This is a genomic window from Stenotrophomonas sp. YJH_SMC_10, assembly GCF_059371555.1.
Window position 1 is genome coordinate 261,960 of record NZ_JCAFUS010000003.1, and the last position, 22,710, is coordinate 284,669.

The window sequence follows — 22,710 nt, forward strand, 5'->3', positions numbered from 1 at the left end:
TCACGATCCCGGACGCACCATGCATCGCCTCGGCGCGCCCACCGCTGCGGTAGTGCCGGCCGCTGGCCGGCAACCCCATGATCCCGGACGCACCGTGCATCGCCTCGGCCCGCCCACCGCTGCGGTAGTGCCGGCCGCTGGCCGGCAACCTCATGATCCCGGACGCACCATGCATCGCCTCGGCGCGCCCACCGCTGCGGTAGTGCCGGCCGCTGGCCGGCAACCTCATGAGCTCCGGCAACACCGTGCAGTTGCCGGCCAGCGGCCGGCACTACCGGTCGGCATCTACCGAGGGCGGCTTTGCTATCCTTTCACTCCACGCCAGGGAGCCGTCCCGATGCCATCGCTGTCGCCCCGCCGCCCGCTGGTGCTGCTGGCCCTGATCGTCGTGATGGCCGCGATCTTCCTGATCGACACCGTCACCGATTACGCGGTTGCCGCCGCCTGCTTCTACGCCGCGGTCATTCTCGCGGCGTCGCGCGTGCTGGCCGCCCGCGGCCTGATCACGCTGGCCATCGCCTGCATCGCGCTGACCGGGCTGAGCTTCTTCCTGACCCGCTTCGGCATCTACCGCATCGGCCTGGTCAACTCGGTGATCGGCATGCTGGTGATCGGCATCACCACCTACCTCGCGCTGAACATGGAAGCGGCCAAGGCCGCCGTGCAGGAGGCGCAGGGCCGCCTGTTGCGGGTGGCGCGCGCGTCCACCGTGGGCGAACTGACCACCTCCATCGCGCATGAAGTGAACCAGCCGCTGGCGGCCATCGCCAGCAGCGCAGAGGCCTGCCAGCGCTGGCTCGCGCAGGACCCACCGAACGTGGACAAGGCGCGGCAGACCGTGGCCCGCATCCTCGCCGACGCGCATCGCGCCGGTGACGTGATCGCCCGCATCCGCGGCCTGACCCAGGGCGCGGCACCGGAACGACGCGCCTTCGACCTGAACCAGGCCGTGGAGGAAATGCTGGCGCTGTCGCGCAGCGAACTGGACCGGCATGGCGTGGCCGTAGCCCTGCTGCTGGACCCCGACCTGCCACCGGTGCATGCCGACCGCGTGCAGGTGCAGCAGGTGGTCGGCAACCTCATCCTCAATGCGGTGGACGCGATGGAAGCGGTGCCTGCCGCTGATCGCCGCCTGTCCCTGCTGACCCGGCGTGATGGCCAACGGGTCAGCCTCAGCGTGCGCGATCGTGGCGTCGGCCTGCCCGCCGAGCATCCCGAGCGCGTGTTCGACGCGTTCTGGACCACCAAGTCACACGGGTTGGGGCTGGGCCTCAGCCTGAGCCGTTCGATGATCGAGGCCAACGACGGCCAGATCCGTGCCGAACGCCCGGCAGGCGGCGGTGCCTGCTTCGTCTTCGACCTGCCGGTCGCCACGGATGTCCACCATGCGTAAGCCCACGGCCGCGGCCATCGATCCAGCACCCATCGTCTATGTGGTCGACGACGATCCCTCTGTACGCGCGGCGCTGGAAGACCTGCTGGCCTCGATGGGCCTGCAGGTGCGGACGTTCGCGTCCACCCAGGCCTTCCTCGAACACGACCTGGAAGACGCGCCGGCGTGCCTGGTGCTGGATGTGCGGATGCCCGGGCAGAGCGGCCTCGAATTCCATCGCACGATGGGCAGCCATGGCCTGCAGTTGCCCGTGGTGTTCATCACCGGCCACGGCGACATCGCGATGGGTGTCAACGCGATCAAGGACGGCGCCATCGAGTTCCTGACCAAGCCCTTCCGTGACCAGGAACTGCTCGATGCCATCCACAAGGGCATCGAGATCGACCGCCAGCGCCGCCGCGAAGGCGACGTTCTGGGCGCGCTGCAGCAGCGCTGGGATTCACTGAATGCTGGCGAGCGCGAGGTGGTCGATGGCGTGGTACGCGGTCGCCTCAACAAGCAGATCGCCGGTGACCTCGGGGTCAGCGAGATCACGGTGAAGGTCCGCCGCGCGCAGGTGATGCGCAAGATGGGCGCAAGCACCCTGGTCGACCTGGTGCGCATGTACGACCGCCTGCAGGCCGGTTCCGGCTGAGCGCCGCCCCACCTACGGCGGATCGGGCAGCGAATACAGCAGCCGGTACGCGTGGCGGCCCTCGCTGACGGTGATCTCCAGCGTGCCGGCCAGGCCCAGCAGGCCATCACTGCCGGAATCGGGCACGACCACCACCCTCAGCTCCGGCGTGCCGCGGGTCATCAGCCCGGTGTGCTGCAGGGTGAAGCCGCCCTGGCGCCCGGCCAGCGTGGCCGTCACCCGTTCCATTGCCACATAGCCGGCCGAGCCCTGCACCGGCGTGCGGAAGGCCAGCATCTGGCCGACGCTGCTGCCCTGCAGGTCGCCGGTGAAGGTCTTGTCGATCGACATCACCCCGATCGGGCCGTCGTTGCCACCGACCGGTCGCAGATCCACTTCAAACGTACCGTGTGCTTCACCCTGCATCCCGCGCTCCTGTCTGATCAGTCGGATTCCGCTACTTCTTCGTCGCCAGCACGATCACCCCGGCCACCACCAGCCCGATGCCGCTCCACTCCCGCAGGCTGGGCCGCTCGCCCAGCAACAGGTAGGCCAGCACGATCACCAGCACCACGCTGAACTTGTCCACCACCGCTACCTTGGCCAGCTCGCCGCTCTGCAGCGCGCGGAAGTAGAACAGCCACGAGGCGCCGGTGGCCAGCGCCGACAGCACCAGGAACAGCTGGGTGCGCCCGGGCAGCAGCAGCGGGTTGGACCATTTGCCGGTGAGCACCACCAGCGGCAGGATCACCGCCGCCACCACCAGGGTGCGGATGGCCATCGCCAGGTCCGAGTCGACGCCCTTGACGCCAACCTTGGCAAACAGCGCGGTCAGCGCTGCGAACATGGCGGACAGTCCAGCCCAGAGCAACCATTGCGGTAGGTTCTGCACGAAGCCCTCGCTTGCCTGCTCGGCGGGTGTGCCAACGCTACTCCACCCTGCCATCGGTGGGGCTTCACCTGCCCATCACCGCCGCTACAATGGGCCAGGAATCGCCATGGGGCGATCTGCAGGGATTGCACCGTGCTTGAACAGGACACCCTCCTCGCCCAGAGCGGGCCCGCTGCCCGCGAGCGGGCCGGCCGGCCGTGCAGCGCGCGGCTTGCGCTCAACTTCCCCTTCGATTCGCAGCACCCTGCCCGTTCCGCGCGGCAGTTTTCCCATCGTTTGCCCTGACCGGAGCCGCCGAAATGCCCGAGAACACTCTCCTTGCCACGCCGGCTGCTTCGGCACCGATCAAGTATCTCGACCGCGCCATGGCCACGCTGCGGAGCCTGGGCCTGGCCGCTCCGCAGGACAACAACGCACCGGCCATCGCGCTGGTCTCGCAGTTGTCGACCCTCGACCAGGGCCGGGTGGTGGCCATTGCCCGCGTGCTGCAGCAGTCCGGTCATTTCAACGCCGTGATGCGTGACGAAATCAGCTCGGCCAAGGTGTCGGACCGCTACACCGAGATCATCCGCGCCTTCGACAGCATCCGCGATGATGCCAGCGCCATGGTCGAACAGGTGCGCGACGGCAGGATCGACATGGGCGAGCGCCTGCAGAACCTGTGGATGAAGGTGACCCGCGGCGACATCCCGAGCCGGTTCGAGAAGATCCGCCGCACCTTCCTGGAGGTCAGCCGCGATTCGGCCGAACAGCTGCAGCGCGAATCGCGCGTGCTGGAGATGTACGGCGACTTCCGCCTGTCGATCAAGGATGCGGAAATCCAGGCGCATGAACTGTTGAAGCTGCAGGAGCAGGCGCTGGCCGATGCGCGCGAAGCGTTGAAGCAGGCGCAGCAGCGCGTGGAGTCGGCCGACCCGGGCGCCGATGCTGCCGACACTGGCCGCCTGGTCATGGCCCGCGATGAGGCCCTGCGCACCCAGCAGGCCGAAGAGTCGCGCTACCAGCTGGCCAAGGACCTGGCCGAGAACCTGCAGGTGAACTACGCCACGTCCGAGGCGATCATGCTGCGCGTGCACCAGTCGCACGAGGTCAAGCGCCGCGTCAACGAGCGCTCGGTGGCGTTCTTCTCCACCAATGAAACCAGCTTCACCGCCTTGAACCTCGCCTTCACTACGCAGATGGGCCTGCACGAGTCCACCCAGGCGCTGAACGCGATGACCGAGGGCACCTCCAAGGGCCTGGAAGCGGTGGCCAACATCGGCGACGACGTCCTGCACGAGGGCCTGAAGGCCGGCTATGGCGCCACCATCGGCGTCGATTCGGTGCGCAAGCTGGTCGATGCAGTGGTGCGCTTCCAGGAAACCTCGCTGCAGGAGATCGAGCAGCTGCGCAACCAGGCCACCCGCGATTCGGCCGAGATCGCCGAGTATGTCGAGCAGGGCAAGCAGCGTTTCGCTGCCCTGCTGCAGGCGCCGCCAAGCCCGGAGCCGCGCTGAAGTGAGTGCGACGATGGCCCCTGCGGAGCTGCAGGATGCACTGCTGACCATGGATGTGGTCGACCAGCTGCGTTACCGCAATGCCGAAATGAAGGCGCTGGCCGACAGCGGCCATGACAAGGCGGCCTTGAAGCGGCGCCTGCTTGAGTTGTACCGCTCGCAGGGAATCGAGGTCTCCGACGAGATCCTCGAGGCCGGCATCCAGGCCCAGCGTGAGCAGCGCTATCTCTACACTGCGCCGCGTGGCTGGAAGGCGTGGCTGGCGCGGCGCTGGATCGACCGCGCGCGCCTGCTGAAGTGGGCACTGGCCGTGGTCCTGGCGCTGCTGGTGCTGGTGGCGCTGCTGGTGATGGCACGCAGCTTCGGCGCGTTTGTGCACGACATCAACGTGCAGAACAACGTGCAGGCGCTGAACGACAAGGTCGCCGCACAGCGACAGGAGGCTGTTGCAGCGCGCGCCCTGCTGGCCGCGCAGGAACAGGCCCTGCAGGGCCTGCTGCCACGTGCCAGCGCCAGCGGCGACCGCCTGCAGCCGCTGACCGAAAGTGCGCAGGCCGCGCTGGCCGAAGCACAGCGCCACTTCGCCGAACTCCCGGCCACGATGGCAGCGCTGCCGACCCTTGTGCGCAAGGACAAGCTCACCCGGCTCAGCAGCGGTGGCAGCGCCACCGGCGAGCGCGCGGCCGCGCAGGTGGAGCAGCAGCGGCTGGCTGCGGCGCAACGGCTCGCCAACGCCCGGGACACCCTGCCCGCGCTGACTGAGCGCGTGAACATCCTCGTCCAGGCCGTGGAGGCCAGCGAGCTGCTGGACACCACCAACACCGCCGCAAAGGCAGCACGCCTCACGCCGGATGCAGAGCAGGTGCGCGCACGCGCCTACACCGGCGGTGATGTCGCGCTGCGCGCAGGCGACATGGCCGCGGCCGGCCAGGCGGTGTCGACCCTGAAGGACCTCATCAGCAGCGCCGACACGCTGGCCGCGCTCAACGATCGGCTGGCCCGGCTCAAGGCCGACGGCCTGGCCACCGGCGTCGCCGGCGAAGACCGCAAGCGCTTCGAGCGAGCGCTGGACCAGGCCGCGCGCCTGATCCGGGTCGAGACGCTGGCCGAGGCCGGTCCGGCCCTGGACGAGGTCAGCCAGCTGGTGGGGCTGCTGTCACAGACCCTGGTCTACCGCATCGTCAACCGTGACGATGAACGTACCGGTGTCTGGCGCTACAACGAAAAGGCCAACGGTGGCCGCAACTACTATCTGGTGGCCGAAGCGCTGGACGAAGCCGGCAACGTTGCCGAACTGCCGATCCGCAACGAGGAAACCGGCAAGGAGGAACGGGTCTCGGTGTTCGCCGTGCGCGTTCCGCAGGCTACCTATAACCGGGTCGCCGCCGACAAGCAGGACAACGGCATCATCGAGGACGACCTGATCGGCAGCAAGCCGCGTGGCAGCCTGTCGCCGCGTTTCCGCATGCCCACGACCGGCGGCTACATCACCGAATGGTGATGGACAAGGAACCGACATGAGAGATTTGAACGACGCGATCGCCGAAGTCGCGGCCGATATCCGCCAGGTCCAGGCATCGCTGGCCGAGCGTGGCGATGCGTGCCGGGAACTGATCAAGGAACAGGAGGCGCTGCACGGCCAGGTCCGCGAGGACTTCAATGCCCTGGCCCGGCTGCACGCCCAGGCGGCCATTGATTCGCCGCCGGCGATGGCCAGAGACCTGCTGCAGCAGTCCAGCGCCGACCTGCAGCGCCGTGACCGCAAAGCAGCGGTGCTGGCCGACGAACTACAGGCGCTGCTGGACATCGAACAGTCGTTGCAGCAGCGCTCGCAGGCGGCCGTGGCCGCACGCGACGCCGCCGGCGGGCAGTTGCAGGCACTGCAGGACCAGGTGGATGCTGCGCTGGAAGCGGACCCCGCCTACCAGGCCCTGCAGGACGAACTGCAGCTGGCACAGGCGCGGGCCGAGACCGTCGAGCGCATGGCCGCCTCTGCACAGGCGGAGCATGATGCCAAGGCCGGCGCCTATCAGGCCGACCCGGTCTTCATGTACCTGCACCAGCGCGGCTTCGACAGCACGGCCTACCGCAGCTGGCCACTGGTGCGCACAGTCGATGGCTGGCTGGCCGAGCTGTGCGGCTTCGAGCGCGCCCGCCGCGAGTACGCCACGCTGGTCGAACTCCCGCCGTACCTGCAGGCGCATGCCGGACAGGCCCGCGACGCGAGCGAAACTGCCCGCCAGCCAGTGCAGCAGGCCCGTGACGCCGCGCTTGCCCAGGCCGGGGGCGAGCCGCTGAGGCAGCAGCTGCAGACCGCACAGGGCGCCGTTGCACAGGCACTGCTGAACGAGCAGTTGCATCGGCAGGCCGTGGACGCCAAGCAGGCACAGATCGATGGCTTCCGCAGCTGGACCGACGCGGAGGGCAGTGCCCTGCTCACCGCGCTGGCACGCACGCTGTCGGCCACCGGCATGAACGAACTGTACCGGCGCGTCGCCGCCACGGCGTCCGGCGAAGACGACGCGGTGCTTGAGCGCATCCAAGGCACTCGCCAGCGCTTGGGCGAGATCGATGGCCTGGTGGCAGAGCACACCCGCGAAATGGCCGTACTGAAGAAGCGCCTGGACAACCTGCAGGCGACGCGCAGGAGCTACCAGGCGGCAGCAGACGCCGAACGCCAGGCCTACCAGGCCCCGACCTACCGCAGGGCCACCGCTACCGCAGTTTCGGCGTCCTTCTTCAGTACGACCCGCAGCGGCAGCAGCAGCAGCGCTTCCTCGGGCGGCCTGTTCAACTGGGCATCGAGCAGCTCCAGCAGTTTCGATTCCAGCTCCAGTTCGAGTTCCCGCTCCAGCGCCCGTTCCGACAGTGGCGGTGGCTTCAGCAGTGGCGGTGGCATCAGCGGTGGCGGGGATTTCAGGACCGGCGGCGGCTTCTAGCCCGGCCGTTGCCGGGTGCGCCCGGCCAGGCGCGTGTCCAGCAGGCCCACGCCCAGCAGCACCAGGCTGGTCAGCCAGCCGGCGGCGAGCAGGTGCGTCCAGGGCAGTGCCAGTCCCAGCGCCAGCAGCACCAGCGCGCCCAGCAGGTGCGAGCGCGGCGCGCGGCCGTAGACCACGCGCTTGTACAGGGCACTGCCCAGCAGGTAGAGCAGCGGACCGGCCACCATCATGGCGGCGTACTTCCAGGTCGTGCCTGCCCCCGGGTGGTCCATGACCAGGTCGTTGCCCACCGCAGTGGCGATGATGCCGGCGATCAGCAGCGCGTGTACGTAGTGGAAGTTGGCCCCCATCCGGCCGGGGTCGTCGGACCGGGTGATCGCGGCGGTGGCATCGCGACTGGAGATGCCGAAGTACAGCCACCACATCGCCAGTGTTCCGGCGAAGGTCGCCAGCACCGCCGACACCACCTCCAGACTCCAGTGTTCGACCTCGCTGAGCACCCCGCCGGTGGCCAGCAACGTCTCGCCCAGGGCGACGATGACGAACAGCTGGCAGCGTTCGGCCAGGTGGCCGCCCTCGATGGTCCATTCACGGGTGTGCGATCGCCCCAGGCCAGGGAACGCGAAGCCGAACATCGGCGAGATGTACTCGCAGGCCACCGCCAGCGCCCACAGCGCCAGGCGGATGTTGCCCTCGGCGGCCGCGCCAGCCAGCCAGAAACACGCCGACACGCTGACCCAGGCCAGCATGCGACGGAAGTTGGCTGCCAATGGGTGGCCGGTGCCTACCTCCAGCAGTACGAAGCTGGTGCGTCCCACCTGCATCGTGGCGTATGCCCCGGCGAACACCCAGGCACGATCGGCGAACGCCTCGGGAATGGAGGAGGACATCAGCAACGCCAGCAGCATGGTGGCAAACAGCAGGCCACGGATGCGTGGCGCCTCCGGATCGAACCAGTTGCTGACCCAGCACGCATACTGCCACCCCAGCCACACCGCGAACCACAGCACCAGGGTCTGCAGCACGCCGGCCAGGTCCAGGTGGTGCAGCAGATGGTGGCTGAGCTGGGTGACCGCGAACACGTAGACCAGATCGAAGAACAGTTCTTCATAGGTAACGCGGGCATGGTGGCCGTCGCGGTGGCGCAGCGCAGGCAGTCGCAGTCGGGGACTCATGGCGGTCCTTCAGCGCGCCAGGCGCCAGTACAGGAGGGCAGCCAGCAATGCCGGCACGGTGAAGACCAGCAACAGGATCGGCAGCTCTTCTCGCAGGGCATAGCCTGCCTTGCTGACGCCCACCCACAGGTTGGCCACCGTGACCAGCAGCCACGTGGCGATGAACGCCAGCAGCGCGGTCGGCAGCTGCGATGTGCCGACGCTCCACAGCCGGCCAAACAGCGCGAATACGCCCAGCAACAGTACGCCGCCCAGCATCACCATAAGCACATGCATGGTCCACCTCCTTGAACCTGTGGGCAGGCTAGCTGCGGCCGATTCTGCGCTCCAGCCCGTGGAGATGGATTCACAATCCAGGGCGGGCGAACAATGCTGCGCAGGCCGCGGCGGACCTTATCGCAGCCATGAATTATTCGCGAAACGGCCGGCGCGACGCGCATGCTAGCTTCAACGGCCTCTCCCCAGACACTTTTCCGCCATGCGCCTCTGCCTGACTCCCCTCGCCCTAGCTGCCACGCTCGTCTTTGATGTCGCTGCCGCCGACGCACCGCTGCCGCAGCTACGGGCCTACACTGTCGACGCTTCATGGCTGCAGCCGATGGCACCGCTGCAGATTGCCGACCACACCTGGCAGATCGGCACCGAGGACCTGACGGCACTGCTGGTGCAGACCACCGAGGGCGCAGTGCTATTGGATGGCGGCATGCCGCAGATGGCCGGTCACCTGCTGGACAACATGAAGGCACGCGGGGTGGCACCACAGGATCTACGGCTGATCCTGCTCAGCCATGCGCATGCCGACCACGCCGGGCCGGTGGCGGAACTCAAGCGCCGCACCGGTGCCCAGGTGGTCGCGAACGCCGAAACGGCCGTGCTGCTGGCGCGCGGCGGCAGCAACGACCTGCACTTCGGTGATGACATCACCTACCCGCCGGCCAGTGCCGACCGCATCATCATGGATGGTGAGAGGGTGACGGTAGGCGGCATGGCATTCACCGCGCACTTCATGCCAGGGCACACCCCCGGCAGCACCGCCTGGACCTGGACCGATACCCGCGATGGCAAGCCCGTGCGCATAGCCTACGCCGACAGCCTGAGTGCACCGGGCTACCAGCTGCAGCACAACGCACGCTATCCCCGCCTGGTCGAGGACTACCGGCGCAGCTTCACGACGGTGCGCGGCCTGCCCTGCGACCTGCTGCTGACCCCGCATCCGGGCGCCAGCCGCTGGAACTATGCCGCCGGTGCCGTGGCCGGAGCCAACGTCCTGACCTGCAAGGCCTACGCGGATGCGGCCGAGAAGACGTTCGACGCGCAGTTGGCCAAGGAAGCGGCCGGGGCCCGCTGATGCTGCAGATCCCGTAGAGCCGAGCCTACGCTCGGCTCCACACCAGACGCGTCGAAAGGTGCCGGTCAGGACGACCGGCACCCGCCGTCCATCAGCCGCCCTGCCCGTGCTGGGCAAACGGCTCGGTTGTGCCATCGGTGCGCACCAGTTCGACCGTGTACGGCTGGACGTAGCCATCGGGCATTTCCATACCCGGCGAGCCGGCCGGCATGCCGGGCAGCACCAGCCCGCGCGCCGCCGGTCGTTCGGCCAGCAGGCGCTTGATGTCCTCGGCCGGAATGTGGCCCTCCACCACGTAGCCGCCGATCTCGGCGGTATGACAGGAGGCTTTGCCCACCGGCACGCCCAGGCGGACCTTGATCGGGTTCATGTCGTCGGTGTCTCGGACATCCACCTGGAAGCCGGCCGACTTCAGGTGGTCGACCCAGATGCCGCAGCAACCGCAGCTGGCGGTCTTGTGCACGATGGCCAGCGGCAAGGCCGGATCGACCTTGGCCAGGCTGGCCGGACTCGGAGTCGGCGCCTCGCTGGCGACCGCTGCCGCGGAGGATTCTTCGGCGGCACGCGCGCAGGCGGTCGTGGCCAACACAGTGCCCAGCAGCAGGCTGAGGGAGAGCGTACGGTTCATTGAGTGATTCCTTTGCAGAGGCGGGCAACGCGGCCCGCCGCCCACGCATCGAAGGCGCAGGCAGAGTCGAGAAAAAGTCGAACAGTCATGGCAGGCGCGTGAGGCCTGCAGGAATTCACGCGATGGGGGGACGCAACGGATCCGGCATCAATGGCGACGCGCGTTGCGGGCTATTGGCCGGAACAGGCGCCTCGCGCCAGGGCGAGGCGGGCGTTCCGTTCAACGCTGCCAGCATGCCTAAACACGCCGCCGGGCATTCGCACTCGCCGCTCTGGCAGGCCAGCGGGGCCGCATCATCGCAGCAGCCGACGGCTGCCATCGCGGCCGAGTGCGGTGCGGCGCAGTGATCCTGGTTGGCGGGACCGTTGGACGAAGACGCAGCGAGGGTCAGCCCCGGCGCATTCAGCGCCAGGACCACAAGCAGCATCCATCGCAGCAGCAGGCCAGGCAGGTTCACCCGCCGATGATAGCCGATGCGCGCATCAGCCGATCGCCGCCGCCATCGGCCGCATCCGCACCGGGATCGACTTGGCCGCTGGCGTGCCGCTGATCCGGTCGTAGTAGTCCAGCGGCAGCAATGGATTCAGTTCGGGGTAGTACCCGGCCAGCGCGCCGCGCGGCATCGGATAGTCCAGCACGGTCAGGCCCTCGATGCGCCGCTGCACGCCATCGCTGCTGATCGTCTCCAGGCTGACCCGCGCTTCCTTCTCCAGCCCGCGCGCCAGCCGGTCCTCGATGTTCATGAACAACACCATGCGATCGTTGTACACACCGCGATAGCGATCGTTGTAGCTGTAGATGGTGGTGTTGTACTGGTCGTGCGAGCGCACCGTGGCCAACCGCAGCATCTCCGGGTCGTGCACCGGATCGTCCACGTCCAGCCCGGGCATCACCAGGATGTTGGCCTTGCCATTGGGCGTGGGCCACACCCGGCGGCGCGGCGGGATGTCCAGATGGAAGCCCTGCGGCTGCTGGATGCGCTCGTTGAAGCCGGTGTAGATCTCCGGATACACCGCGGCAATCAGCTCGCGGATGGGCGCGTAGTCGTGCATGCAGCCGGCCCAGTCAACCCTGCTGTCGGGCAGCGTGGCCAGTGCCATGCGGCAGACGATCTCGACCTCGGGCAAGACATCGGCACTGACCGGCTCCAGTACCCCGCGCGACGCGGTGACATTCGACATCGCGTCTTCGATGGTGACGAACTGCTCGCCGGCCGGCGTAACGATGCGCTCCGAACGCGCCACCACCGGCAGGATCAGCGCGTCGCGGCCATGGACCAGGTGCCCGCGGTTGAGCTTGGTGGCAATGCCCACGGTGAGCTCCAGGCCGCGCATCGCCTCATACGCACGCGGCGTATCGGGCACGGCATGAATGAAGTTGCCTCCCAGGCCGATGAACACTTTGGCGCTGCCGTCCAGCATCGCCTCGATCGATTCGACCACATGGTGGCCATGCTCGTGCGGCGGGTCGAAGCCGAACACCTGCTGCACGCGGTCCAGATAGGCCGGCTTCGGCTTCTCGTCGATGCCGACGGTGCGGTCGCCCTGCACATTGGAATGGCCACGGATCGGCCCGATGCCGGCGCCGGGCTTGCCGAAGTTGCCGCGCAGCATCAGCAGGTTGGCCACCTGCTGCAGCAGGCGCGAGCCGTACTGGTGCTGGGTCAGGCCCATGCCGTAGCAGATCACGGTGGCGTTGGAGCGGATGTAGATCTCCGCGCAACGGTGGATCTGCGCCTGCGATATACCGGACACCTGCACGATCTGGTCCCAGTCCTGCGCCAGCACGTCTTCGCGCAGCGCCTCCAGGCCCACCGTGTGTTCGGCCAGGAACGCGTGGTCGAGCACGCGCTCGCCCTGCGCCTCGCGCTCGAACATCACCTTCATCATGCCCTTGATCAGGGCCAGGTCGCCGCCGATGCGGATGTGCACGAACTCGCTGGTGATCGCGGTCGAACCGAACGTGGCCATCTGCACCACGTCCTGCGGTTCGGCGAAGCGGATCAGCGCACGCTCGGGCATCGGGTTGACCGCTACGATCGGGATGCCGCGTTTGCGCGCTTCGACCAGGTTGCTCATCATCCGCGGTGAATTGGTGCCGGTATTCTGGCCGATCACGAAGATCGCCTCGGCGTGCTCGAAGTCCTGCAGCACGATGGTGCCCTTGCCCACCCCGATGGCCGGCGGTAGGCCACGGCTGGTCGGCTCGTGGCACATGTTCGAGCAGTCCGGGAAATTATTGGTGCCGAACTCGCGCACGAAGATCGAATACAGGAACGCCGCTTCGTTGGGCGTGCGCCCGGAGGTGTAGAACTCGGCCTGGTGCGGGCTGTCCAGCGCCTGCAGGTGGCGGCCGATCAGTGCGAACGCATCGTCCCAGCTGCACGGCACGTAGTGGTCGGTGGCTGCGTCGTAGCGCATCGGCTCGGTCAGCCGGCCCTGCATCTCCAGCCAGTAGTCGGTCTGTGCCATCAGCTCGGTGACGGTGTACCGGGCGAACAGTTCGCGGCCGGCGCGGAACTGGGTGGCTTCCCAGGCCAGCGCCTTGGCGCCGTTCTCGCAGAACTCCAGCTTCTTGCGCTCGTCGGCATCGGGGAACGCGCAGCTCGGGCACTTGAAGCCGCCCGGCTGGTTCATCGCCAGCAGCGCCTTCGAGCCCTTGCCGATCACGCTCTGCTGCAGCAGCACCTTGGCCGTGGCACCGGCGGCACCCCAGCCTCCGGCCGGCTGGTCGTAGGGCTTGTAACGCGGCGGCTTCTGCTCGGACATGATCGGGGACCTGACGGGAGGAACGCAGCAACGAACGGCACAACGCGGTCCGGCGGTGCATCCAGTGGCACGACCAGCTGCACAGTCAAGCACGCCCGGTCACGCTTCGCCAGAGGGTGCCGGCGGATTCGGTACACCCTGGCATGGCAACGGTTACAGCCGCGTCTGCGCGCAGCCACTGCGCTATCCTCGAAACCGCAGGCGGTGGCCCGCCTCGCGTTTCTCCCTCGTCCGGACGCGTTGCATGCCTGATTCGATCCCACCGCACATCCCGCCGGCCGGCACTGCCCAACGCCCCTTGCAGCGCTGGCGCGGCGGCACGCAACAGCAGCAGGTCGACGTCGTGGCCGAGGAAGTGCCGGTGGCGCTGCGCTACAACGATGCCGCCTTTGCCGTGATGATGGCCACACCGTGCGACCTGGAGGACTTTGCGCTCGGTTTTTCGCTCAGTGAAGGCCTGATCCATACGCCCTCGCAGCTGCTGTCGATCGATATCCGTCCCCAGCTGGAAGGCATCGAGCTGCAGATGACCGTGGCCGAGGATGCACCCGGCGCAAGCCTCGACTCGGACAAGGGGCGCCTGCTGCCCGGCCGAGGCGGCTGTGGCCTGTGTGGCACGCGCCAGCTGGAGGAGGTGCTGCGCCCCCTGCCGCAGATCCGCGAGCGCCGCAGCTATGCCGCCGCCGCCCTGCAGCGGGCGTTGGCCACCCTGGCGCAGCACCAGCCGATGAATGCGGCAAGCGGTTCGATCCACGCCGCGGCCTGGGCCGATGCCAGCGGGCGGATCGGCTGGGTACGCGAGGACGTCGGCCGCCACAATGCACTGGACAAGCTGATCGGCGCCCTGCACCACAACGAACACGCCATCGACGGCGGCCTGCTGGTGATCTCCAGCCGGGCCAGCTACGAAATGGTCAGCAAGGCGGTGCGCGCCGGCGCCAGCGTGCTGGCTGCGGTATCGGCACCCACCGCGCTGGCGATCGACCTGGCCCGCAGCGCCGGGCTGTGCCTGGTCGGGTTCGCGCGGGAGAGCGGATTCAATGTGTACACCCATCCCGATCGGCTGCGGGCGGACGGGCTCCGGGACACCTGAGTGCGACCGGGCGCATGCCGCCCGGCCGCATACCGCTCAGCGCAGCGCCACCTTCGGGAAGTCCACCGGCACGTCGAACGCCACATTGACGTAATTGGTGAACAGGTTGAGCGCCACATGCGCGAGGATCTCGACGATCTGCTCATCGTCGAAGCCGGCCACCCGCAGCGCCTGAACATCGCCGTCGGCAATCTGCGCACGCTGCTCGACCACCTTCAACGCGAATCCCAGTGCAGCGGCGGTCGCCGGGTCGCTGGACTGTCCGGTCTGCGCGGCGGCCATCTGCTCACTGCTGGCGCCGGCCTTGCGGCCCAGTGCGGTGTGCGCGGCCAGGCAGTACGCGCAGGCATTGCGGTTGGCGATGGCCACGGCGATCTGCTCGCCCAGCAGCGGCGACAGGCGGCCACCGCCCAGCGCGCCGAACGAACCCCACATGCTGTGCAGGGCGGCCGGCGAGTTGGCCACGGCGCGGAACATGGCCGGGGTGGCACCGAAGGCGGCGTGGACCTGGCCCAGCAGGGCCTGGCGGTCGGCGGTGGTGTTGGCGGCATCGATCAGAGGGACACGGGACATGGTGGATCTCCTTGGAAACGCGCCCGGAATTGGACGACCCGCTCATCCTAGGTAGACTCGCTGGACGCATCCTGCGCTATTCGCCACACCTGCTGTCCATTCGTCCATGACTGCGCCCACTGACGTCGCCACGCCCGATCGCCTCTCCACCCTGCTGGAACGCTTCCGCGTGCAGGCCGCGCTGTTCCACAGCGGCCCACTGTGCGGGCGCCATGTGTTCGAGCCGCAGCCCGGTCGTGCGTTCCTGCACATCCTGCGCCAGGGCGAAATGGAGGTTTGCCATCGCGAGGGCGATACGACGCTGCCTCGGCTGAAGATCGACGCGCCCAGCCTGCTGCTGTATCCGCAGCCGCTGCATCATGTGTTCTTCAATGCACCGCTGGATGGCCCGGATTTCACCTGCGCCACGCTGGACTTCGACGGCGGCGCGCGCAATCCGATCGTCCAGTCGCTGCCACCGGTGATGGTGGTGCCACTGGCGGCGATCGGCGAACTGGACGACACCCTGCGCCTGCTGTTCGCCGAGGCCGATCGCCGGCGCTGCGGCTCCCGGCTGCTGACCAACCGCCTGTTCGAGGTGGCGCTGATCCAGGTCCTGCGCTGGGTGGTCGATCATCCGGAGGCGGCAGGCGTCAGCCACGGACTGATGCGCGGGCTGTCCGATGCACGGCTGGCACGCACGCTGGTGGCGATGCACCAGGCGCCGCAGGAGGCGTGGACGCTACCGCGCATGGCGTCGACCGCCGGCCTGTCGCGCAGCGCGTTCGCGGCGGTATTCAAGGAGGTGATGCAGGCGACGCCGGCCAGCTACCTGCTGGACTGGCGGCTCAGCCTGGCCTGTACGCAGCTGCGCGCAGGTGTGGCGGTCAAGCAGGTGGCGATCGACGTGGGGTTTGCCGATACCGCGTCGCTGTCGAAGGCGTTCCGCAAGCGGCTGGGGGCATCGCCGCGGGCGTGGTTGACCGCGAGCGCCGCGCAGGCAGGGTAAATGGATGAGGGGTAGAGTCGACCGCTGGTCGACTATCGCGCGACGCGCGGAATTTTCCTGGCCTGACCGAAGGGCAGCCGACCAGCGGTCGGCTCTACCACGGGCGATGTCTGCGCGCCGGCTGGCCGCTCAACTGGGTGTTCCGTCAGGCTTCGCCAGCAGCCCGGCGATGCGCTCGGCGACTTGCGCGCGTACGCCTTCATCCAGCTGGCCCTCGTACATCGCCTCGTAGATCCACAGGCCATCGGCAGCCAGCCGCGCCACGAAATTGTCGAGCGCTGTCGCGTCGTCGCTGCCGGCTTCGGGTGCGGACGGCGCCCAGCGTCGCACTACCGGCCCCCACGGGCGCTCCTCGGCATCGGGGTCGCCCGATTCCAGCATGAACATCAGTTCGGCACGGGTGGCGCTCTGCGCCGACACGCGCACGAAGGTCTGGTAGCGCTCCAGCGCCGTTGCCTCATCTGCACGCTTGCCCAGCAACGCTTCCATCGATGCTTCCCAGGCCTGCACCAGGTGTTCGTCGATGCCGCGGAGCAGCGCCTCGCGCGACGGAAAGTGGTACAGCAGACCGCCGCGGGTCAATTTGGCCTCGGTCGCCACCGACTCGAAGGTCACCGCTCGCACGCCGTCACGATTGATCACGTTGACGGCGGCGTCGAGGATGCGCTCCCGCTTGCTGGTTCTCATGGCGTCATTTTACGCGATCGGCGGCGCCCTCGCGGCTGCCGGCCCGGCCACGCAGCAGTCCCGCGATGATCGTCGCACCCAGCGCCAGCGCCGCAGTGATCACCAGCAGCACGATCTGGTAGCCACGGTCATACGCGGCTGTGGCCAGCGCGAACCACTCGCCCTGCCCGCCTTCGCGCGCCGCGTGCAACGCCTGGGTGAAGCCTTCACGCGCCAGCGCCGGCATGTCAGCCGAGACCGGCAGGAACACGCCGTACATCGCCGCGCTCAGGCTGCCCAGCATCGCCACCGCCAGCAGGCCACCGAACTCGTAGGACACTTCTTCCACCGACGAGGCCATGCCCGCCCGGTGCGCCGGCACATTGTTGAGGATGGCCGTGGACGCCACCGAGATGGCCGCGCCCATGCCGAAGCCGGTGATCGCCATGCCGGCGATCACCCAACCGAGGCCGTGCGGGAAGCCGAACGCCACCACACCGACGCCCAGCGCGCCCGCAGCCAGTCCGCCGCAGATCAATGGGCGCAGGCCGACCCGATGCAGGATGCTGCCGCCCAGCAGCGCACTGGGCAGGCTGCCCAGCGCTGCCACCGACACCAGCAGGCCCGCCTGCAGCGGCGTGAAGCCCGCCACCAGCTGGAAGCGCTGGGTGGTGACCAGCTGCAGGCCGGCCATCGCAAACAGGGTGAACACTGCCGACAGCGTGCCGGCCAGGAACGCCGGATTGCGGAAGATCGCGACGTCCAGCAGCGGGTACCGCAGCTGCTGCTGGCGGCGCGCGAACGCCGCACCAGTGATGACGGCCAGCAGCAGCGCGCCTGCACCCAGCGCATACGACGGCGGCGTAGCGATCAGCGACTTGATTGCCAGCACCAGGCCGGACAGCGCAGCCAATGCCAGAACTGAGGACACCAGGTCCCATGGCCGCGAGCTGTCGCGCTGTCCTTCCGGCGCCAGCAGCAGCGTGGCCACCAGCGCCATCACCACCACCGGCACGTTGATCAGGAACACCGAGCCCCACCAGAAGTGCTGCAGCAGCCAGCCGCCAATGATCGGGCCGAGCGCCGCACCGACGATGGCCACCGAACCCCAGATGGCGATGGCGATGTTGCGTTCGCGCGCTTCGTGGAAGCTCAGGCCGATCAGCGCCAACGTGGCCGGCATCATCGCGGCCGCGCCGACCGCCAGCAACGCGCGTGCGGCAATCAGCTGCGCTGCGGTGTCGGCGAACGCTGCTGCCAGCGAGGCGACGCCGAACACCACCAGGCCGATCAGGAACATGCGGCGGTGACCGATGCGGTCGCCCAGCGTGCCCGCGCCCAGCAGCAGGCCGGCCATCACCAGCGGATAGGCGTTGATGATCCACAGCGCCTGGCCGGCACTGGCCGAGAGTTCCTCGGTCAGGGTGGGCAGTGCGGTGTAGAGCACGGAGTTGTCGAGCGTGACCAGCAGCAGGCCGGCGGCGACGGTGAACAGCAGTGCCCAGCGGCGGGCACGCGACAGGGCCGGAGCGCCGGCCAAGGGCTGGGACAAAGCCATGGGAGAACCTGGTGGGGGTGGAGTACGGCCAAAACTATACCGGATATCCTGTACAGTTATGATCTTCAAAGCCCACCGATTCAGCTTTTGTAGAGGCGGGCTTGCTCGACTGCGCCGCCAGCCAGGCATGGCCTGGCTCTACTGAAACGGGCCAGGGATGGCCTGGCTCTACTGATGAACGTTTACCGGCAGTCCTCCGGCAGCGCGGCAATCGCCGACACCACCGCGCTCTGCATGCCCTGCCCCACGGCGGCGTCCAGTTCGCCGCCGATGCCCCCATGCTGGCGCCGCAGCTCGTCCTCGCACAGGCCGCGCACGCGCGCACGGGCATTCGCGCGCAGGCTGCTGCACCGCCAGTCGGTGCCCCCCAGCGGCAGCACCGAATACACCACGCTGTTGCAGGCATTGCCGGCGCGCTGCTGCAACGGCAGTCCACCGAAATCCCGCGGCTCGCTGCTGCGCTGCGGGTCGAAGTAGCTGTCCGGGAACGTGCGCGCGTACTGTTCGATGTCCACCGCCATGCTGCGCCCACCGGCCAGCGGCATCTGCAGCGGCTGGCCGCACTGGGTGGCGTCGGCGCGGTGCTGGATGTACTGGTAGATCGGCCGGTCCAGCGATGGCTCCTGCTGGGTCACCGCACTCACCGACGCCAGCACCGGCAGCGATGCACGATTGGCCATGCGCGCCAGCAGCCCCGCCTGCGCGGGCTGGCAGCGGTCGCGCACGGTTGCAGCGAGCAGGAACAGCACGTCGTTGCGGAACGCGTGATCGTCGCGCAGGCGCTGTTCGATGCGCTGGCTGGCGTCGGCGGCCGGTGCCGGAAACGCGACCGCCGGCGGCGCGGTGGGTGCGCGCTGCCGCTGCCAAAGCACCAGCAGCACCACCGCGACCAGCAGCACCCCGGCAGCCATGAGCCATCGCCGGCGCATCAGTTGCGGATCGCCGTCAGCGTGGCCGCCGCAGCATCGTAGGACGCGCTGGCGATGTCCGCGTCGAAACGCTTCACCTGCAGGCGGCCGGCGAGCCGGTACGGATCCCACAGATCACCCAGCGCGATCGGCGTGGCCAGGGTCACGTGGATGATCTGGTTCGGCGGCGGTGGCGGCACGTGGATGCAGGCCCCATAGAACGGCACGAACAGCAGTTCATCGACCAGGCCGGCATCGTCGGTGCCGAGCGGTACCACGTAGCCATCCAGATCCACCGCGCGACCATCGACAGCATCGACCACGCGCGAAGAGCCGAACTGCCTGGCGCGATCCGGGCTGGAATGGTCGATCTCCTGCCCCGGTGGCGTGCCCGAGCCGGTGTCGTCGATCAGCCCGCCCACATCATCCATGCCACCGCGTGACAGGCCGATCTGCGGCGGCGGGCGCTGATAGGTGACCTCGTCGGGCCGCAACGCATCCCAACGGTCGATGGGGGTTTCGGCCGTGGCGGAGGGCATCGGCTTGTCCTGCGGCGTGACCGCCACGGCATCGGCGCCCGGTGACGTGCAGCCTGCCAACCAGACGCATCCAAGCAGCAACACAGCGCTACGGTTCATAGGGCCTCAGCTGGGCATCGCGCATGGTGTAAGCAGAACCGGCCAGATCATCATCCAGCCGTTCGGCACGCAGGGTGCCGGCCAGGAAGAATGGCGAGTACATGTCCGGCATCTCGATCGGCTGCGGCAGCACCACGTGCACGATCTGGTTCGGCGGCGGCGGTGGCACGTGGATGCAGGCGCCGTAGTACGGCACGAACAGGAATTCGGTCAGCCGCCCGTCCTGCGCGTTGGCCAGCGGTACCACGTAGCCCGGCAGGCGTACCGGTCGCTGCAGCACAGCAGCCACGGTACGGAACGTCCCGAACTGCGGCATGCGCCGGTTGCCGCTGTGCTCGACTTCCGGGCCCTCGCCCCGCTCCAGCGCGGCCAGTTCGTCCTTGGGCATCATCTGCAACCAGTCCAGCTCCTGCTCTGCCGCGTCCGCAGCGTCAGCGCGGTCGACAACCGGCGAAGGTGGCAAGGCCTGCACACCGGAATCCACCGGCCGCTCGCAGGCGGCCAGCGCCAGCACCATCGGCAATGGCCGCATCCAGCGCATGCTCAGCCTCCCGGTGACAGGCCATCGGCCAGCGTGCGCCGGTAGGCCAGCAATGCCGGCACCAGCCCGGCGACCGCACTGATCGCCAGCACGCCTGCCACCCAGGCCAGCTCGCGACCGTCCGGCCAGACATGGGTGATCGACAGGCCAAAGTTGGCCAACACCCAGCCGCGCCCGGCAAGGCTGGCGACCACCAGCAGTGACAGGGCCAGCACACAGGCCAGCGCACTGGTCGCCACCGCTTCCACCACCAGCAGGCCGGCGATGTAGCCCGGCCGTGCCCCGGTGGCACGCAGGATCGCCATCTCGCGCCGCCGCTCCTGCAGGGTCGAAACCAGCAGCGCCACCAGCGAGACCATGCCCAGCAGCACCACCATCGCGCTGATCAGCTGCAGCGCACGCTCGGCGGTGCCCAGCGACTGCCACAGCTGCTGCAGCGTCACGCCGGGCAGGATCGCCAGCATCGCCTCGTCCGGGTACTCATTGATCCTTCGCTGCACCGAAAACGTGGCGATGCGCGAGTTCAGGCCCAGCATGAAAGCGGTGATGCTGCTGGGGGTCAGATCCAGATGGCGGGCCTGCTCGGCGCTGACACGCTGGCTGCGCAACTGCACGCCCGAGCGCCAGTCGACATGGATCGCCTCGATGGCCGCCAGCGAGACCAGCAGCGACGAATCGACCGGCGTGCCGGTGCGCTGCAGGATGCCGGCAACACGGAACGGCTTGTCGGCATGCGTGGCCAGGGTGACCGCACCGGTGCCGTGCGCCAGCACGATCGCATCGCCCAGGCCGACCTTCTGTGCCTGCGCCACCTCGGCACCGATCACCACGTCATACAGATCATCGAACCGCCTTCCGTTCGCGAACGCCAGCGCATGCCCGGCGCCGTAGCGATAGTGCTCGAAGTAGCCACCGCTGGTACCGACCACGCGGTAGCCGCGCCACGAATCGCCCAGCGACAACGGCACTGACCACTTCACCTGCGGCAGCGCGGACAGCTCCTGGTAGGACTGCCAGGACACGTTGTTGGTCGGGTCGCCGATATGGAACACCGAGTACAGCAGCAGGTTCACCGGCCCCGAACGCGCACCGACAATCAGGTCGGTGCCCGACACCGTGCTGGCGAAACCTTCGTGCGCCTGCGTGCGTACGCGTTCGACACCCAGCAACAGGACCATGCTGAGGGTGATGACCAGCACGGTCAGGCCCACGCTCAACGCGCGGCTGCGCAGGCTGGCCCAGGCAAGCTCAAGCATGGCCGGCACCTGCCTGGTTGATCTCCGACAAGGCAATCGTGCGGTCGAACAACGGCTGCAGGCTGTCGTCATGGCTGACCACCAGCACCGTGGTGCCGGCCGCCTGGCACTGCGCAGACATCAGCTGCAGGAAGGCGGTCGCCGCCTCGCGGTCGAGCGCCGAGGTCGGCTCATCGGCCAGCAGCAATGCCGGGCGACCGATCAGCGCGCGTGCCGCTGCCACGCGTTGCTGCTGGCCGACACTCAGCGTACCCGCGCGCCGCTGCATCAGCGCCGGGTCCAGCTGCAGGGCCTGCAGCAGTCGCGCGATCTCGGCATTCAACGGCCCGCTGATGCGCGCGCTGCGCAGGCGGGAGAAACGCAGGCCCAGCGCAATGTTGTCGCGCACGCTGAGGAACGGCAGCAGGTTGAACTGCTGGAAGATCACGCCCAGGTGGTCAGCGCGGAATCGATCCCGCGCCGCGCCGCGCATGGCCTGCAGTGCGTGGCCTGCCACCTCGACACGGCCCTCTCCAGGCAGCAGCACACCGGCCAGCAGGCCCAGCAGGGTGCTTTTGCCGCCACCGCTGATTCCCCGCAGCAACACGCTGCTGCCCTGCTCGATCCACAGCCGCGGTACATCCAGCACCCGCCGCGCGCCGTAGCCGAACTGCACGCCCTCCAGCGCGATCACCGGTCGCATGCTCACGGTGCCAGCACCACGCGCAGGTTGTCCGGGGTCAGCACGCTGCGGCTCTGGCCGTGGGCAGTGGCGCTGTTGACGATCACTTCATGCAGGCCCGGGAACAGCAGCGGCAGGCGCACCACGATGGCGCGCAGCTCGGCGGGCTTTACACAGTGGTACTGCAGCGTTGCGTTGAACCCCGCGTGCCGGTGCTGTCCTGGCGGCGGCGCGACGGCGGTCGCGTCGAAGCCCTCGGCCCTGGCATCGTTGCCTGAAAGGCGGCAGCCCGCGGCGGTGGGCAAGGTGACCCAGCTGCCACCCTGCAGCAGCCCAGTCGCACGCGCCAGCGCAGCCTGCTCGGCTGCATTGGCCGGCGGCCGCTCGAAATCGAGGATGCCGATGCCGGGGGCCTGAAGGGCGAATTCCAGCGTTTGCTGGTCCAGTGCAACGTCCACGGTCGCCTGGCCGTGCACGTGCGGTGCGTGCTGGCGGATGTCATGGGCCTGCGCGGCACTGGCGGCCAGCAGCAGGGAAAGAGCAGCAAGACGCTTCATGGGGAAGGCTCCAATTGTT

The 22,710-nt window shown here is 68.4% G+C and carries 23 protein-coding genes; 8 read left to right on the top strand and 15 right to left on the bottom strand.

The features are described 5' to 3' along the window. Nucleotides 1–337 precede the first annotated feature (337 nt). A complete protein-coding gene (locus AC5P9C_RS06855; RefSeq protein WP_343543900.1) occupies nucleotides 338–1,393 on the top strand; it encodes a sensor histidine kinase in 1,056 nt (351 codons plus the stop codon). Continuing rightward, entirely contained in the window at nucleotides 1,386–2,027 is a 642-nt protein-coding gene (locus AC5P9C_RS06860) for a response regulator transcription factor (RefSeq protein ID WP_414615003.1), read from the top strand. Before AC5P9C_RS06855 ends, AC5P9C_RS06860 begins: the two co-directional genes overlap by 8 nt. A gap of 12 nt (nucleotides 2,028–2,039) precedes the next feature. Here AC5P9C_RS06860 and AC5P9C_RS06865 read toward each other — a convergent pair whose 3' ends face one another. Together AC5P9C_RS06865 and AC5P9C_RS06870 are read right to left on the bottom strand one after the other, a co-directional pair. Then, a complete protein-coding gene (locus AC5P9C_RS06865; protein ID WP_495205117.1) occupies nucleotides 2,040–2,432 on the bottom strand; it encodes a DUF3224 domain-containing protein in 393 nt (130 codons plus the stop codon). 31 nt (nucleotides 2,433–2,463) lie between these two features. Beyond that, complete coding sequence (locus tag AC5P9C_RS06870) at nucleotides 2,464–2,898, bottom strand: EamA family transporter (protein WP_414615024.1); 435 nt, start codon at nucleotides 2,896–2,898, stop codon at nucleotides 2,464–2,466. A gap of 299 nt (nucleotides 2,899–3,197) precedes the next feature. Between AC5P9C_RS06870 and AC5P9C_RS06875 the strand changes: the two genes are divergently transcribed. The 3 genes from AC5P9C_RS06875 to AC5P9C_RS06885 are packed head-to-tail and all read left to right on the top strand — an operon-like array spanning nucleotide 3,198 to nucleotide 7,333. Next, nucleotides 3,198–4,394, top strand: coding sequence for a cell surface protein (locus AC5P9C_RS06875; protein WP_343541904.1), 1,197 nt, complete (start codon nucleotides 3,198–3,200; stop codon nucleotides 4,392–4,394). A gap of 1 nt (nucleotide 4,395) precedes the next feature. Continuing rightward, complete coding sequence (locus AC5P9C_RS06880; protein ID WP_495205118.1) at nucleotides 4,396–5,895, top strand: DUF6384 family protein; 1,500 nt, start codon at nucleotides 4,396–4,398, stop codon at nucleotides 5,893–5,895. 16 nt (nucleotides 5,896–5,911) lie between these two features. Beyond that, nucleotides 5,912–7,333, top strand: coding sequence for a hypothetical protein (locus AC5P9C_RS06885; protein WP_343541910.1), 1,422 nt, complete (start codon nucleotides 5,912–5,914; stop codon nucleotides 7,331–7,333). Here the strand turns inward: AC5P9C_RS06885 and AC5P9C_RS06890 are convergent. Both AC5P9C_RS06890 and AC5P9C_RS06895 read right to left on the bottom strand, forming a co-directional pair. Further along, nucleotides 7,330–8,508, bottom strand: coding sequence for a low temperature requirement protein A (locus tag AC5P9C_RS06890; RefSeq protein WP_343541913.1), 1,179 nt, complete (start codon nucleotides 8,506–8,508; stop codon nucleotides 7,330–7,332). The genes AC5P9C_RS06885 and AC5P9C_RS06890 overlap by 4 nt on opposite strands. A 9-nt stretch (nucleotides 8,509–8,517) precedes the next feature. After that, entirely contained in the window at nucleotides 8,518–8,784 is a 267-nt protein-coding gene (locus AC5P9C_RS06895; RefSeq protein ID WP_057493392.1) for a hypothetical protein, read from the bottom strand. Nucleotides 8,785–8,986: 202 nt separating this feature from the next. Between AC5P9C_RS06895 and blaL1 the strand changes: the two genes are divergently transcribed. Next, nucleotides 8,987–9,856: a L1 family subclass B3 metallo-beta-lactamase gene (blaL1, locus tag AC5P9C_RS06900; protein WP_343541916.1), complete on the top strand. Its 870-nt coding sequence runs from the start codon at nucleotides 8,987–8,989 to the stop codon at nucleotides 9,854–9,856. A 91-nt stretch (nucleotides 9,857–9,947) separates the two neighbouring features. On the opposite strand, the gene AC5P9C_RS06905 is transcribed toward blaL1, so the two are convergent. Next, on the bottom strand, nucleotides 9,948–10,484 hold the full coding sequence (locus AC5P9C_RS06905; protein ID WP_103282264.1) for a DUF411 domain-containing protein: 537 nt from the start codon (nucleotides 10,482–10,484) through the stop codon (nucleotides 9,948–9,950). Nucleotides 10,485–10,966: 482 nt separating this feature from the next. Further along, entirely contained in the window at nucleotides 10,967–13,252 is a 2,286-nt protein-coding gene (locus AC5P9C_RS06910) for an FdhF/YdeP family oxidoreductase (RefSeq protein WP_343541918.1), read from the bottom strand. Nucleotides 13,253–13,496: 244 nt separating this feature from the next. Between AC5P9C_RS06910 and fdhD the strand changes: the two genes are divergently transcribed. Beyond that, nucleotides 13,497–14,345, top strand: coding sequence for a formate dehydrogenase accessory sulfurtransferase FdhD (gene fdhD, locus AC5P9C_RS06915; protein WP_164082195.1), 849 nt, complete (start codon nucleotides 13,497–13,499; stop codon nucleotides 14,343–14,345). Between the two features lie 36 nt (nucleotides 14,346–14,381). Here fdhD and AC5P9C_RS06920 read toward each other — a convergent pair whose 3' ends face one another. Next, nucleotides 14,382–14,918, bottom strand: a complete 537-nt coding sequence (locus AC5P9C_RS06920; RefSeq protein ID WP_049467103.1) for a carboxymuconolactone decarboxylase family protein — start codon at nucleotides 14,916–14,918, stop codon at nucleotides 14,382–14,384. Nucleotides 14,919–15,024: 106 nt separating this feature from the next. On the opposite strand from AC5P9C_RS06920, the gene AC5P9C_RS06925 reads away from it, so the two are divergent. Next, on the top strand, nucleotides 15,025–15,906 hold the full coding sequence (locus AC5P9C_RS06925; RefSeq protein ID WP_343542118.1) for an AraC family transcriptional regulator: 882 nt from the start codon (nucleotides 15,025–15,027) through the stop codon (nucleotides 15,904–15,906). Between the two features lie 129 nt (nucleotides 15,907–16,035). On the opposite strand, the gene AC5P9C_RS06930 is transcribed toward AC5P9C_RS06925, so the two are convergent. The 8 genes from AC5P9C_RS06930 to AC5P9C_RS06965 form a co-directional block, all read right to left on the bottom strand. Beyond that, entirely contained in the window at nucleotides 16,036–16,593 is a 558-nt protein-coding gene (locus AC5P9C_RS06930; protein WP_164689027.1) for a TetR/AcrR family transcriptional regulator, read from the bottom strand. 4 nt (nucleotides 16,594–16,597) lie between these two features. After that, nucleotides 16,598–18,130, bottom strand: a complete 1,533-nt coding sequence (locus tag AC5P9C_RS06935) for an MFS transporter (protein WP_312557226.1) — start codon at nucleotides 18,128–18,130, stop codon at nucleotides 16,598–16,600. 182 nt (nucleotides 18,131–18,312) lie between these two features. After that, nucleotides 18,313–19,059 carry a hypothetical protein gene (locus AC5P9C_RS06940; RefSeq protein WP_495205119.1) on the bottom strand — a complete coding sequence of 249 codons (747 nt, stop codon included), beginning with the start codon at nucleotides 19,057–19,059 and terminating at the stop codon, nucleotides 18,313–18,315. Beyond that, nucleotides 19,059–19,676, bottom strand: a complete 618-nt coding sequence (locus tag AC5P9C_RS06945) for a DUF3299 domain-containing protein (RefSeq protein ID WP_495205120.1) — start codon at nucleotides 19,674–19,676, stop codon at nucleotides 19,059–19,061. Before AC5P9C_RS06945 ends, AC5P9C_RS06940 begins: the two co-directional genes overlap by 1 nt. Next, complete coding sequence (locus AC5P9C_RS06950) at nucleotides 19,666–20,217, bottom strand: DUF3299 domain-containing protein (RefSeq protein ID WP_057493382.1); 552 nt, start codon at nucleotides 20,215–20,217, stop codon at nucleotides 19,666–19,668. The genes AC5P9C_RS06945 and AC5P9C_RS06950 overlap by 11 nt, the downstream gene beginning before the upstream one ends. A 2-nt stretch (nucleotides 20,218–20,219) precedes the next feature. After that, entirely contained in the window at nucleotides 20,220–21,473 is a 1,254-nt protein-coding gene (locus AC5P9C_RS06955; RefSeq protein WP_074725236.1) for an ABC transporter permease, read from the bottom strand. Next, complete coding sequence (locus tag AC5P9C_RS06960) at nucleotides 21,466–22,161, bottom strand: ATP-binding cassette domain-containing protein (protein ID WP_164689022.1); 696 nt, start codon at nucleotides 22,159–22,161, stop codon at nucleotides 21,466–21,468. The genes AC5P9C_RS06955 and AC5P9C_RS06960 overlap by 8 nt, the downstream gene beginning before the upstream one ends. After that, nucleotides 22,158–22,691: a ZrgA family zinc uptake protein gene (locus AC5P9C_RS06965; RefSeq protein ID WP_495205121.1), complete on the bottom strand. Its 534-nt coding sequence runs from the start codon at nucleotides 22,689–22,691 to the stop codon at nucleotides 22,158–22,160. Before AC5P9C_RS06965 ends, AC5P9C_RS06960 begins: the two co-directional genes overlap by 4 nt. Between the last annotated feature and the right edge of the window lie 19 nt (nucleotides 22,692–22,710).